The 12,652-nt window shown below is 73.1% G+C and carries 11 protein-coding genes; 4 read left to right on the forward strand and 7 right to left on the reverse strand.

From position 1 onward, the window contains the following. Positions 1-264 precede the first annotated feature (264 nt). On the forward strand, positions 265-1,662 hold the full coding sequence (locus AC5677_RS33360; protein ID WP_497191603.1) for an NADP-dependent succinic semialdehyde dehydrogenase: 1,398 nt from the start codon (positions 265-267) through the stop codon (positions 1,660-1,662). Between the two features lie 168 nt (positions 1,663-1,830). Here the strand turns inward: AC5677_RS33360 and AC5677_RS33365 are convergent, their stop codons facing one another. The 4 genes from AC5677_RS33365 to AC5677_RS33380 all read right to left on the reverse strand — a co-directional run bounded on the left by AC5677_RS33365 (position 1,831) and on the right by AC5677_RS33380 (position 7,125). Continuing rightward, complete coding sequence (locus tag AC5677_RS33365; protein WP_497191604.1) at positions 1,831-3,990, reverse strand: SpoIIE family protein phosphatase; 2,160 nt, start codon at positions 3,988-3,990, stop codon at positions 1,831-1,833. 358 nt (positions 3,991-4,348) lie between these two features. Beyond that, the gene (locus tag AC5677_RS33370; RefSeq protein ID WP_497191605.1) at positions 4,349-5,572 is read right to left on the reverse strand and encodes a metallophosphoesterase; all 1,224 of its coding nucleotides are present in this window, start codon (positions 5,570-5,572) and stop codon (positions 4,349-4,351) included. Between the two features lie 120 nt (positions 5,573-5,692). Beyond that, a complete protein-coding gene (locus tag AC5677_RS33375) occupies positions 5,693-6,244 on the reverse strand; it encodes a DUF1990 domain-containing protein (protein ID WP_497191606.1) in 552 nt (183 codons plus the stop codon). After that, complete coding sequence (locus AC5677_RS33380) at positions 6,241-7,125, reverse strand: YndJ family protein (protein WP_497191607.1); 885 nt, start codon at positions 7,123-7,125, stop codon at positions 6,241-6,243. Before AC5677_RS33380 ends, AC5677_RS33375 begins: the two co-directional genes overlap by 4 nt. A 216-nt stretch (positions 7,126-7,341) precedes the next feature. Between AC5677_RS33380 and AC5677_RS33385 the strand changes: the two genes are divergently transcribed. Continuing rightward, on the forward strand, positions 7,342-7,551 hold the full coding sequence (locus tag AC5677_RS33385; protein ID WP_497191608.1) for a hypothetical protein: 210 nt from the start codon (positions 7,342-7,344) through the stop codon (positions 7,549-7,551). Here AC5677_RS33385 and AC5677_RS33390 read toward each other — a convergent pair. After that, positions 7,506-8,225: a YqeB family protein gene (locus tag AC5677_RS33390; protein ID WP_497191609.1), complete on the reverse strand. Its 720-nt coding sequence runs from the start codon at positions 8,223-8,225 to the stop codon at positions 7,506-7,508. The genes AC5677_RS33385 and AC5677_RS33390 overlap by 46 nt on opposite strands. A gap of 128 nt (positions 8,226-8,353) precedes the next feature. On the opposite strand from AC5677_RS33390, the gene AC5677_RS33395 reads away from it, so the two are divergent. Then, positions 8,354-8,980, forward strand: a complete 627-nt coding sequence (locus AC5677_RS33395) for a TetR/AcrR family transcriptional regulator (protein WP_497191610.1) — start codon at positions 8,354-8,356, stop codon at positions 8,978-8,980. Positions 8,981-9,068: 88 nt separating this feature from the next. Here AC5677_RS33395 and AC5677_RS33400 read toward each other — a convergent pair whose 3' ends face one another. Next, positions 9,069-9,836 (reverse strand): crotonase/enoyl-CoA hydratase family protein, encoded by a 768-nt coding sequence (locus AC5677_RS33400; RefSeq protein ID WP_497191611.1) that lies wholly within the window; start codon positions 9,834-9,836, stop codon positions 9,069-9,071. Then, positions 9,833-11,497 (reverse strand): acyl-CoA dehydrogenase family protein, encoded by a 1,665-nt coding sequence (locus tag AC5677_RS33405; RefSeq protein WP_497191612.1) that lies wholly within the window; start codon positions 11,495-11,497, stop codon positions 9,833-9,835. The genes AC5677_RS33400 and AC5677_RS33405 overlap by 4 nt, the downstream gene beginning before the upstream one ends. Positions 11,498-11,711: 214 nt before the next feature. On the opposite strand from AC5677_RS33405, the gene AC5677_RS33410 reads away from it, so the two are divergent. Beyond that, complete coding sequence (locus tag AC5677_RS33410) at positions 11,712-12,461, forward strand: PaaX family transcriptional regulator C-terminal domain-containing protein (protein WP_497191613.1); 750 nt, start codon at positions 11,712-11,714, stop codon at positions 12,459-12,461. Positions 12,462-12,652: the final 191 nt, after the last annotated feature.

A 12,652-nucleotide genomic window follows, 5' to 3' on the forward strand; every position in this document is an offset into this window, starting at 1 on the left:
GCCGCCCCCCGACCCCGGTGGACCTTCTCCCCAGCCCATACCGGAGCCGCTCCCCGGCCCGCCGTCACCGCCCCCGGCACCCGATCCCATACCGCCGGACCCGTCGCCGGTACCGCGTCCGCCCGGCCCCGACCCCGACCCGGTCCCCGAGCCGTCCCCGGCTCCCTCACCGCTCTCCTGAGCCGATTCCCCCACGCTTCCGAGCCCCTTGACCCAAGGCGCTCACCCCGTCCCCCCACCGCGCTCCCAAGGGAGGTGCCGATCATGGCCATCGCCACGGTCAACCCGGCCACCGGCGAGACCCTGAAGACCTTCGACGCGCTCAACGCGGGCGAGATCGAAGACCGCCTGGTCCGTGCCGAGCGGGCCTATCAGGACCACCGGACCACGACCTTCGCGTACCGCAAGGAACGGATGCTCGCCGCCGCCGACCTCCTCGACGCCGACCTGGACTCCATCTCCCGCACCATGACCACGGAGATGGGCAAACCGCTCGTCCAGGCGCGCGCCGAGGCCGCGAAATGCGCCAAGACCATGCGCTGGTACGCGAACCGCGCCGAGGACCTCCTCGCCGACGAGCACCCCGACCCCGCCGACGTCAAGGACTCCGGCGCGGCCCGCGCGGTGGTGCGCTACCGCCCGATCGGCACCGTGCTCGCCGTGATGCCCTGGAACTTCCCGCTCTGGCAGGTCGTACGGTTCGCCGCCCCCGCCCTGATGGCGGGCAACACCGGCCTGCTCAAGCACGCCTCGAACGTCCCGCAGACCGCCCTGTACCTCGAGGAACTCTTCCGCCGTGCCGGCTTCCCCGAGGGCTGTTTCCAGACCCTGCTGGTCGGTTCCGGCGCGGTCGAGGACATCCTGCGCGACCCGCGGGTCGCCGCCGCGACACTGACCGGCAGCGAGCCCGCCGGCCGTTCGGTCGCCGCCATCGCCGGCGACGAGATCAAGAAGACCGTGCTGGAGCTCGGCGGCAGCGACCCCTACGTCGTGATGCCGTCGGCCGACCTCGAAAAGGCGGCCGCCGTCGCCGTCACCGCACGCGTCCAGAACAACGGGCAGTCGTGCATCGCGGCCAAGCGGTTCATCGTCCACACCGATGTCTATGACGCCTTCGCCGCCCGCTTCACCGAGCGGATGGCCGCGCTGACCGTCGGCGACCCGATGGACGAGAACACCGACGTCGGTCCGCTGGCCAGCGAGCAGGGCCGGTCCGACCTGGAGGAACTGGTCGACGACGCGGTCCACCAGGGTGCCACCGCACTGTGCGGCGGCCGCCGCCCGCCCGACCACCGGGCCGGCTGGTTCTACGAGCCGACGGTGCTCTCCGGCATCGTGCCCGATATGCGCATCCACCACGAGGAGGCGTTCGGCCCGGTCGCCACGCTCTACCGCGTGGCGGACCTCGACGAGGCGGTGGCGGTCGCCAACGACTCACCGTTCGGGCTCAGTTCCAATGCCTGGACCCGGGACGCGGGCGAACAGGCCCGCCTGGCACGGGACCTGCAGTCCGGCTGCGTGTACTTCAACGGCATGACCGCCTCGCATCCGGGCCTCCCCTTCGGCGGCGCCAAGCGGTCCGGCTACGGCCGGGAGCTCTCCGGGCACGGCATGCGGGAGTTCTGCAATATGACGACGACGTGGTACGGCCCGGAGGAGTGAGCCAGGAGACCGGCCGGCCTTGCGCCGGAGCGGTTTTCGCGGTGGGCGGCAGGGTGTACGTTCCTGTCAGGCCGAGTCGGCCAACGGCCAGGTTGGGCGGCTCGGCCCTCGCCGACGCACCCGGCAGGGATCGGGGCCACCGTCAACAACCCCTCCCCTGAGGGGATTTCACCGCACCCGCGGCGCCGCCTCCGGCGCCCCGGGTACCTCCGGCACCACGAACTCGCACCACAGCGCCTTGCCGGTGCCCCGCGGCTCCGCGCCCCAGCGGTCCGCGAGCGCCTCGACCAGCAGCAGCCCCCGGCCCGACGTGGCGGTCTCGCCGGGGCTGCGGCGGCGCGGCCAGGAGCTGGAGCGGTCCTCGACCTCCAGACGGATCCGCCGCGGGGTCCCGGGCAGCAGCTCCACGGACACCCGGGCGCCGCTCTCCGTGTGCGTCAGCGCATTGGCGATCAGTTCGGAGGCGGCCACCTCGACATTGTGCGTGACCTCGCCCGCCCGCCACTGGTCCAGCATCCGGCGCAGCGCCGAGCGGACCTCCCCGGCGCCCGACGGGTCGGCCTGATGGACGTGCAGCCGCAGCCGCGGCGTGGCCGTGCCGCCCGAAGTCGCCAGCCGGTGCAGCAGCAGAAGGGCCATATCGTCCTCCGAGCCCGGCTCGGCCCACAGATGCGCCGAGAGCTGGTCGGCGAGCGCCTCCAGCTCCCCGGGCCCGGCACGGAACGCCGCGGACAGCGCGTCGATGCCCGCGGAGATGTCCCGGCCCGGCTGCTCCACCAGGCCGTCGGTGCACAGCAGCAGCGTGGAGCCCGGTTCCAGGAACAGCTGGGTCTCCGGGAAATGGTCGTGCCCGAAGGTGCTGGCCAGGCCCAGCGGCAGCCCGCCGCGGACCTCGGGCCAGTCGATGTGCCGGGCACTGTCGCAGATCAGCGGGCCGAGATGGCCGGCCCTGGCCACATACAGCGCCCCCGACTCCAGGTCGGCCTGGACGTACGTACAGGTCGCGAACCGCTCGGTCTCCAGCTCGGCCAGAAAGCGGGAGGCCCGCACCAGGACGGTCTCCGGTGAGTGTCCCTCGGTGGCGTAGGCGCGCAGGGCGATGCGCAACTGGCCCATCACGGCGGCCGCGTGGGTGTCGTGGCCCTGGACGTCGCCGACCACCAGGCCGGTCCGCCCCTGGGGCAGCGCGATCACGTCGTACCAGTCGCCGCCGATGTCCCGTCCGACGCTCGCCGGGTGGTAGCGGACGGTGACCTCACCCCCGCAGATGTCCGGCACCCGGCGCGGCAGCATGGTGGCCTGCAGCCCGGTGGCGAACTCCCGCTCCTGGTCGAAGAGCGTGGCCCGCTGCAGCGACTGGGCGACGACACCGGCCAGCGCCAGCGCCAGATTCCTGGCCTCCGTCGACTGCACCGCGGGCTCGGTGTTGAACAGCCCCAGCGCCCCGATGACGGTGTCCTGCGCGATCAGCGGAAGAAAGGAGGAGCTGCCGGTCGGGAGGAGCTCCCCGTACGGGCGCAGCCGGGGATAGCGAGCCAGCAGCTCGCCCCGGGAGCCCACGAAGGAGGGCCGTCGCGAGACCGCCGCATCGGACAGCGGCAGGGTGTCGTCCAGCTCGGTTCTGCGCATCTCCTCGGGCACCTCGCCCTCGATCCCGGCCATCGCGATGACCTCGAACCGGCCGCCCTCCGTCAGCCCCAGCACCAGCCCGTCCGCGCCGAACCGCCGGGCGCCGCCGATACCGGTGAGCACCCGGGTCACATCCGCGACCGACAGCGCCCGGGACAGCGCGACGGTGACCTGCTGCACCATCGCGGTCTGCCGCTGCCGCTCCTGCTGGAGCGAGCGCAGCAGCGCGGATTCCGCCAGCTCGCCGGACGCCTCCCGGACGATGCCGATGATGCGGTAGGGCAGTCCGTCCTCGTCGTGCAGGATCCGGCCCTGGGAGTGCGCCCAGCGCGGCGTCCCGTCCCGGCACCGGACGCGGAAATAGGCGCCGTAGGACGAGCCGCCCGCCTGCAGCGCCTGGGTGACCGCGGTATCCAGCCGGAGGCTCTCCTCCGGCGGCACCCGGGCGCTCAGCGACATCGGCGCGCCGTCGTATTCGTCCGGGCGCAGATCGAAGACCTCCAGCGCACCGGCGTCCAGGTCCATGAACCCCCGGTCCAGGTCCCAGTCGAAGGTGCCCATCCGGTTGAGGGCGAGCCGCCGGCGCAGGCCGATCGGTTCGTGGTGCGAGACGCCGGGACAGTGCTCCGGGACGCGTCGCGGTTCCCGGTCGGCGCGGGGGTCGTAGCCGCCGGGCGGCGGTCCGCTCTGTGTGGTCATGGTGCGCTGCGCCTCCGCGGCCGCTGTCCACCGGAACGCGGCCGTGCGATCACCTTAGGTGGCGGCCGGATGACCCGCATTTCCTGCACCGCGGGCGGCGAGCGGCGGCAACGGGCGTTACGGAGGACGGGTGACGGGGCGCGGCGGCCGTATGCAGCCGCCGGACGCATCACCCGTACGCATCACCCCTGCGCATCACTCGTACGCACCACCTGCACCGGTCGGCCGAGCCGTCCCGGGGCGCGGATGTCCCGGGACGGCCTACGGCACATCAGGTGTACGGCACGTGAGGCACGTACGGCACGTACGGCCCGTACGGCATGTGCGGCACGTACGGGCAGGTAAGGCGTACACCACGTCAGGCGTGCGCCCGCGCCGCCGCGACCGGACCGGTCTGCCGCGTGCGGTGCGCCAAGGTGGCCGTCCGCGTCGCCACATCGACCGTGTAGACGTCGATGGTCAGCCGCGCCTGTGCCACCTTCAGCACCATGAACCCGTGGTCGGAGAAGTTCTGCCAGGCCGCGGGGTTCGTGAAGTGCGCCTTGCCGTCCTCCGTCTTGGCCGACGCCCCGCACACCACCTGCCGGGTGCCGCCGGTACGGGCGGTCGGCTCCAGCACCTGCAGCGTGTGGTCGTGCCCGGAAAGGATCAGATCGGCGCGCCCGCACACCACCTTCTCGTACATGTCCTTGAGGTGGACCCCGCTGGTGTAGTTCCCGATCTTGAAGCCGTCGTAGGAACCGGCGCTGCCGTGCTTGCCGTTGTTGAGGTACGGGTGGTGGCCGATCACCACCTTCCAGCGGGCCCGCGAGGCGCGCAGCGCGCCGTCCAGCCAGCTGCGCTGCTCGCGCATGTAGGGGCCGTCCCAGTGGAAGTACGGGTCGAGCTGCGCGACATACGACGACCAGGGGATGGTGTCGAGGGCGAAGAACTCCACGAGCGGGTCGGCGGCCGGCAGCGGCACGCTGTAGTAGCGGCTCGGCATGTACCAGCGCTTCGACGTCGTGGCATAGGCGACCTCGCGGTCGCCGCGGGACGGGTCGCCCCCGCTGCCCGGTATCAGCCCGGAGCAGTCGTGGTTGCCCAGAACCATCAGCCACGGCACATCGATACCGCTGTTGGGCTTCTCGAACTTGTCCTGGAATTCCGAGTCGTGCGCCGACTCCGGGCCGTTCTCGTAAATATTGTCGCCGAGGCCGATCGCCAGACCCACCCCCTCGGCCTTGCACACATCGCGGGCGGCGGCCGCCACCGCGTACTGCGCCTCGTCGCCCGTACCCGCATCGCCGGTCACCAGGACCGCGAACTCGCCCTTCCCATTGGGGTGTTCGGGGAACGGAAAGGCCCCCGGCGCCCCGAGGCGGGGCGCGGCGGACGCGGTGGGCGCCGCCGCTCCCGATGCCAGCACCGTGAGCGCGGCACCGGCCATGGCGCCGCCCAGCAGCGTCCGCCGGTTCACCCACTGCGGTACCCGCCCGGTGGTGCGCATCGGCGGCCCGTCCGCCGTCGCCTCCGAGCCGGCCCGCAGCCACTCCCGCTCGGTCATGTCCGCCTGAGGCGGGATCAGTTCGTCATCACACATGCCTGGTTTCTCTCACGAGCGGCAGGGGTGATGGTGACGAAAAGATGAATCAGAGGTGGACGTATGGCGATCGGCCGTAGCCGGGGCTACCAGTCGGTAACTCCGCGTCTCCGCACGTCATCAGGGTGTGAGATACGAGCCCGGGACGGCCCCGCGCGCGAGGCGGCGAAGGGTCCGGCCGAGGTGCCGGGCGTACCAGCGCTGGAGCACGGGCACGAGCGGCCCCGCGAGCCGTGTGTACCACACGCCGGGTCGGCTGAAGGCCGTCACGGTGAACCACACCGAGCCGTCGGCGCGCCGCTCGACGACGAAGGCTTCCTCGCCGCACTCGGGGTGCCCGTGCCGAGTGCCGTACGCGAAGCCGATCCGGTCCTCGTCGGCCACCGTCCACACCACCCGGCACGGCGCCCGCAGCCGCAGCGGGCCGATGCCCAGCCCGACCTCGACGGCCACCCCCGGTGCGGCCCGGGTGGCGTCGGCCTGGATGACCGCGCCCGCCGAGCGGTGCATCCGGAACGTGGTGACCGCCTCGCCCGCCGCCACCAGGACGTCCCGGCCGTGGCCGACCGGCACCTCGACGTACAGGTGGGTGTAGCCGGAGGGCAGCGGGGTGCGCCGAGTGCCCCCCTCCTCGGGGTAGCTGACGTCTCCGGAGTGGTGGGTGGCGCTCATGCGTGACGCTCCTTCAGGGAGGCGGTAGGACGGGTGGTGGCGGCGGCTCCTGCCCCGGCTCGCCGCGCCGCGCGGTGCCGGCGGCGGTGTGCGAGGAGGGCGCACAGGGCGAAGCCGAGGGCGTTGCCCAGGCCATGGGTGGCGGCCATCCAGGCGACGGAGGGGTGCGGCAGGCCGGTCGCCTCGCCGAGCGCCCAGCTCAGCGCGAGCAGCATGGTGGCCACCAGGACCACGGCGGAGCAGCCGAGCAGTGCGCGGGTCGTGCGGTCGGGACCGGTGGTCCGGATGTCCCGCCAGGTGAGCAGGCCCACCAGCCACATGCCGGCGGTCAGGACCAGCGCGCCGACCAGTTCGGCCCAGTCGTCGATGAAGTATCCGGCGAGCACGAGGAGGGTGCCCACCGGGACGCTGAGCGCCGCGAACCGGCCGGCCCGGCCGCCGCCGCTGCCCCGGCAGACCAGCCCCGCCGTCAGCGCCGCGGCGAAACCGGCGAAGTGGAAGTGCGGGACGGTCAGCGCCAGGATGTCGAGGTCGAAGCCGAACAGCCGGTACCCGGCGCGCTCGGCGACCAGCGCCAGTCCCGCGACGGCCGGGGTGGCCAGCGCGGTCAGGACGGCGATCTCGGCGGGCGCGAGCGAGCGGTTCCGGGCCAGCCGCCGGGGCGCCTGCGCGGCGAGTGCCAGGGTGGCGGCCGCGTACCCGGCGGCGCAGCCGGTGGCGACCGGGCCGCGCGGCAGCCACAGCGCGAGCGAGCCGGCCGCGGCGGCGAGCGGCCAGATCCCCCGGATACGGGCCAGGCCGGGCCCGTCGATCAGCGAGACCCCCAGGGGGATCACCACGAACATTCCGAGCATGACGATGAGTTGCACCAATACGGTCATCTCGTCCCCCTCCGTCCGTACCTGCGGTGCGGTGTGCATGCCTGCTGCGACCGACAGTACCGCAGAATTGAACGCGTTCAAGAATGACCCCCGGCCCTGAATTACGGACCCGGCACGGGCTCCGCCGCTCGGCGCCTGGGCGGGCGGGAGCGGAGCCGGTGGGCTCGAAAGCCTGTGGAGACCCGGTAGGACCGGCCTGAACGACGGCGCTGGTCAATGAATCACCGGCGGTTCGCGGAGGCGCTGTTCGACGGCATGGGCGGGGGCCGGATCGTCAACGAGGACCGGGACCTCTGCGACACCCGCCATGTCGTCCGCAGGCCCGGGGGAATGACGGCCCGCCGGCTCGAAGATTCGGAAGCCGGCGGGGCGAGCGACCCTCATTCCACGGCCGGGCCCGCCTCCCGGAAGACCCTCCAGTACTGACGTCGCTTCCCGTCCTTCACCACGACGCCGAGGCGGGCCAGTTCGTCACGGAGTTCCCGGACGTCGTCGGCGGCGGGGCCCTTCTTCTCCAGCGACTCCTGGCGGGCCTTGAGGAGGGCATTCGCGCCCGTCGGGAGTCCGGGGGTGTCCGGGACCCAGCGGCGGAACGCGTCCTGGTGCGGATCGGCGTCCGCCCAGGTGTAGCCGTACGCGGTGAACGCGTCGGCGACGCGGTCGGCGTTCAGGTCGCACTGCTGCCGGGTGAGTTCGCCGCCGTCGTGGCCGAGCAGGACGAGCTGCTTGCCGTCCCGGAACGCCGTGGCGATGGCGTCGTGCGGGAATTCCTGCTCGCGACCCTTGCGCAGGAGCACCACGCGGTCGTCCGAGAGGCGCAGCACCAACTGCTCGTGCCGGGCGACGAGTCCCAGGACCAGCCCCGCCACCGAGCCCACGGCGGTCGGCGCCCAGGCGGGGACCGAAGCGACGAGCTCGGCCGGTCCCTGGAACGGTGCCCAGGGCAGTGTCACCAGCCAGTCGGCCAGCAAGCCGACGAGCCGGCCGACACCCGCTCCCACCAGCACGAAGACGATGAAGACGCCCACGGTGTTCACCGTCGGCTCGCGGAGGACGGTGAGCCGGTTTCCCTGCGGCTCCCGCCCGGTGTTCTTGCGCATGTCCATGTTTCCCCCTGGCTCATCGCGGCGTAATAATAGACCGAGCGCTCGGTCTATTATTACGTCACCGAAGACCGAAGACCGAAGACCGAAGCAGATGGCCGGGAGCCGGCCCGAGAGAGGTTGCGATGAGGACAGTCGACCCGGCCAGGCACCAGGCGCGGCGCCGGCACATCCTCGGCGTCGCGGCCGAACTCTTCGCCGCCAAGGGCTTCGAGCGCACCACCACGGCAGGGATCTGCAAGGCCGCCGGTATGAGCGCGGGCAATCTCTTCCACTACTTCCCCAACAAGCGCGCGATCTTCCACGCTGTCTTCGAGGACGATGCGCACGACGGCGCGACCAAGGCCGAGCGGCTCGCCGCCGCCCGCACGGCCGACGACCCCTGGGCCGCCCTCCTCGACACCGTGGACCTGCTCGCCGCCCCCGCCCTGGAGCCGCCGGCCCCCGCCCTCGTCATGGAGGCGATGATCCAGGCCTACCGCGACCCCGAGCTCGAAGCGCTGCTGAGCCGTGACAACGACGAGGAACGGTCCACCGTCACCACCCTGCTGCGGAACGCCGCCGCGGCCGGGGTGATCGACCCCGCCCTGGACCCCGACGACGCCGCGGCCTGGGTCATGGCGCTCATCGCCGCCCTCTACACCAGCGCCGCCACCGACCCGTCCTTCCGCCCGGCCGACCAGCTCCCCACCCTGCGTCTGATCCTGCACCGCTTCCTGCGGCCGGACAGCCCGCGGCCGTCGGCCGGCTGACGACCGCTGCGGTCGCGGAGGCGGAGCGCCGACGAAGCCACCGCCAGGGGCCCGCCGGTCGCGCCCGCCCCGGCGCCGCGCAGCCGCATCAGGCCCGGTACGGCTCCCCGTGCCGCCCCGCACCCGCCGCGAACCGGGCGGCGCCCGTCAGTCCCTCCGCCAACACCGCCTGCCCGCAACGGAGTTCGGTGGCCATCGCCGACTCCTCGTCCTTGCCCTCCTGCGCCAGCAGGGAGGCGCGGTCGCTGCGCAGACAGGCCTGTGGGGAGCGGGCGATTTCCGCCGCCAGCAGCTCGGCCTCCACGCGCGCCGTCCCGGTCGGGACGAGGCGGTTCGCCAGTCCGATGTCGTAGGCCTCCTGGGCCGGGACCGGGCGGCCGGTCAGGACCAGGTCCATCGCCCGGCTCGCCCCGATCAGCCGGGGCAGCCGCACCGTACCGCCGTCGATCAGCGGCACGCCCCAGCGTCGGCAGAACACCCCGAAGACCGCGTCCTCCTCCGCCACCCGCAGATCGCACCAGAGCGCCAGCTCCAGGCCGCCGGCCACCGCATGGCCGGCCACCGCCGCGATCACCGGTTTGCTCAGGCGCATCCGGGTCGGCCCCATCGGGCCGTCGCCGTCCGGGGCGACGACGTTGCCGCGCTCGGTGCCGACCGCCTTGAGATCGGCGCCCGCGCAGAACGTGCCGCCCTCGCCCCACAGCACCGCGACGCTCGCCCCGTCGTCGGCCTCGAACTCCCGGAAGGCATCGGCCAGTTCACGTGCCGTCGCGCCGTCCACGGCATTACGGGCGGCCGGCCGCGACAGCACCACCGTCGTCACCGGCCCCGTGCGCTCGACCCGTACGGACCTCACGCTCCGACCCGTGCCCCGGCCGGGTCCTTCAGCCGGGCGCGGTCCAGGATCGCGCCCAGGTCGACGCCCGTCGGCAGCGTGCCGAACGCATGGCCCCACTGCCCGCCGAGCCGCGACGCGCAGAACGCATCGGCGACCGCCGGATGGCTGTACCGGACCAGCAGCGAACCCTGGAGCACCAGCGCCATCCGCTCCGCCAGCGACCGCGCCATCAGCTGCGCCCGCTCCGGAACGGCCAGCCCGCCGAGCATCTCGCGGACCCCGGCCACCGCCGCGTCCAGCCGCCGGTCGGCACCCGCGGCGGCGTCCACCTCGGCGAAGAAGGCGTCCAGCGCGGCCGGTTCCTTGCCCAGGGCGCGCAGGACGTCCAGCGCCGCGACGTTCCCCGAGCCCTCCCAGATCGACAGCAGCGGCGCCTCCCGGTACAGCCGCGGCATACCGGACTCCTCGACGTAGCCGTTGCCGCCCAGGCACTCCAGCGCCTCCGCCGCATGCGTGCTGCCCCGCTTGCACACCCAGTACTTGCCCGCCGCCAGCGCCAGCCGCCGCAGCGCCGCCTCCCCGGCGTCCCCGGCCTGCGCCCGGTCCACCGCCGCCGCCAGCCGCATCGCCAGCAGCGTCGCCGCCTCCGACTCGATCGCGAGGTCGGCCAGCACCGCACGCATCAGCGGCTGCTGGTCCAGCTCCCGGCCGAACGCCTTCCGGTGAGCGGTGTGATGCAGCGCCTGCCGCAGCCCCGCCCGCATCCCGGCCGCCGAGCCCAGCACACAGTCCAGCCGGGTCATGTTCACCATCTCGACGATGGTCCGCACCCCGCGGCCCGGCTCGCCGACCGGCCACGCCACCGCCTCGTCGTACTCGATCTCGGAGGAGGCGTTGGAGCGGTTGCCCAGCTTGTCCTTGAGCCGCATCAGCCGCATGCCGTTGAGCGTGCCGTCCGGCAGTACACGCGGCACCAGGAAACAGCTCAGCCCCTCTGCCGTGTGGGCCAGCGCCAGAAAGACATCGCTCATCGGCGCCGAGGTGAACCACTTGTGGCCGGTGATCCGGTACGTGCCGTCGGCGGCCGGCACCGCGCGGGTGGTGTTCGCCCGTACGTCGGAGCCGCCCTGCTTCTCTGTCATCGACATGCCCGCGATCAGGCCCGCCTTGGTCAGCGGCGCGCGCAGCCCGAAGTCGTACGTGCGGGACGCCAGCAGCGGCTCGTACTGCGCGGCCAGGTCCGGGGCGGCGCGCAGCGCGGGGACGGCGGCGTACGTCATCGAGATCGGGCAGCCGTGGCCCGGCTCGGCCTGCGACCAGACATAGAACTTCGCGGCGCGCACCAGATGCGCGCCGGGGCGGTCGTCGGACCAGGGCGCACCGTGCAGACCGTGCTCCACCGCGACGGTCATCAGCTGATGCCAGGCGGGGTGGAACTCCACCTCGTCGACACGGTGCCCGTAGCGGTCGTGGGTGTGCAGGCGCGGCGGCTGCTCCTCCGCCCAGCGCGCCTGGTCCTGCACCGCCTGCGTACCGGCCAGCGCCCCCAGCGCCGACACCTCCGGCTCGCCCCACCCGGCGCCCTCCCGGCGCAGCGCCTCCAGCAGGGCCGGCTCGTCCGCCGTACTGAACTCGGTCAGGGGCGGGGCCTGATTCAGGACTTCGTGAGTGACGGTCATACCGACGACGTTACAGATCTCGAACAGTCGTGGGAAGAGTGTAAGGCGCGGCTGGTGGGTGTGTTGGCGGCCTTGGCGGCCTTGGCGGTGGTGGCAGGGGCGGCGGCGGTGGCAGCGGTGGCAGTGGTCGTGGTCCTGGCGGTCCTGGCAGTCCTGGCGGCCCTGGCAGTCACGGTGGGGCGGGGGGAGCGGCTGGCTAGAATTCCGGGCACATATGAACGACGACTCCCTCGCGCTGCGGCCGCTCACCGCCCGCTCCATCGTGCTGAGCACCCTTCTCGGGCACCATCCGCCCCGGATGCCCGCGCGCGCCCTGGTACGGGTCGGCGAACTCTTCGGCATCGCCGAGGGCACCGTCCGGGTCGCGCTCTCCCGGATGGTGGCCGCCGGCGATCTGCGGCAGTGCGACGGCGGCTACGAGCTCACCGCCCGGCTGCTGGCGCGCCAGGCCCGGCAGGACGAGAGCCGGTCGCCCAGGACCCGCCCCTGGGACGGCGGCTGGGAGATCGCCGTGGTCACCGTCGAGCGCCGGCCGGCCGCCGAACGGACCGCGCTGCGGCAGGCGATGGCGGCCCTGCGGCTGGGGGAACTGCGCGAGGGCACCTGGCTGCGCCCCGGCAACCTCGAACGGTCCCGCCCGGCCGTGGTCACCGAGCAGTGCACCCTGCTGACCGGAACCCCGGACGGCGACCCGGCGGCGCTGGCGCGCACGCTGTGGGATCTGGCCGGCTGGTCGGCGCGGGCGCGCGCCCTGGTGGCCGCTCTTGACGGGGCGGCCACTCCCGCGCAACGCTTCACGGTCTCGGCTGCTGTACTGCGCCATCTCCTCACCGATCCACTCCTCCCGGAACCCCTGCTGCCAGGTCACTGGCCGGGGGCCGAACTCCGTTGTCGCTACGACGAGTTCGAGACCGAGCTGCGCGATCTGCTACGGCAGTACGTCACTCCCACGCGCACCGGCTGACCGTGGCACGGCCGAACGGGCCGTGCGCGGTGCGTGCGGACCTGCGCCGCGCGTATGCACCGAGCCCCACGAGTGCGCCCGGCGGACACCGCCGGGGCGAACGCATGGGCGATCAGCCCGGGGTTCACGTGCCTCTGGCATGAAGGGTGCGCCCCTACCCGTCCCACGCGTGCACCATGCGACGGTCCCTG

The sequence above is a fragment of the Streptomyces sp. JLSY215 genome, assembly GCF_059682825.1.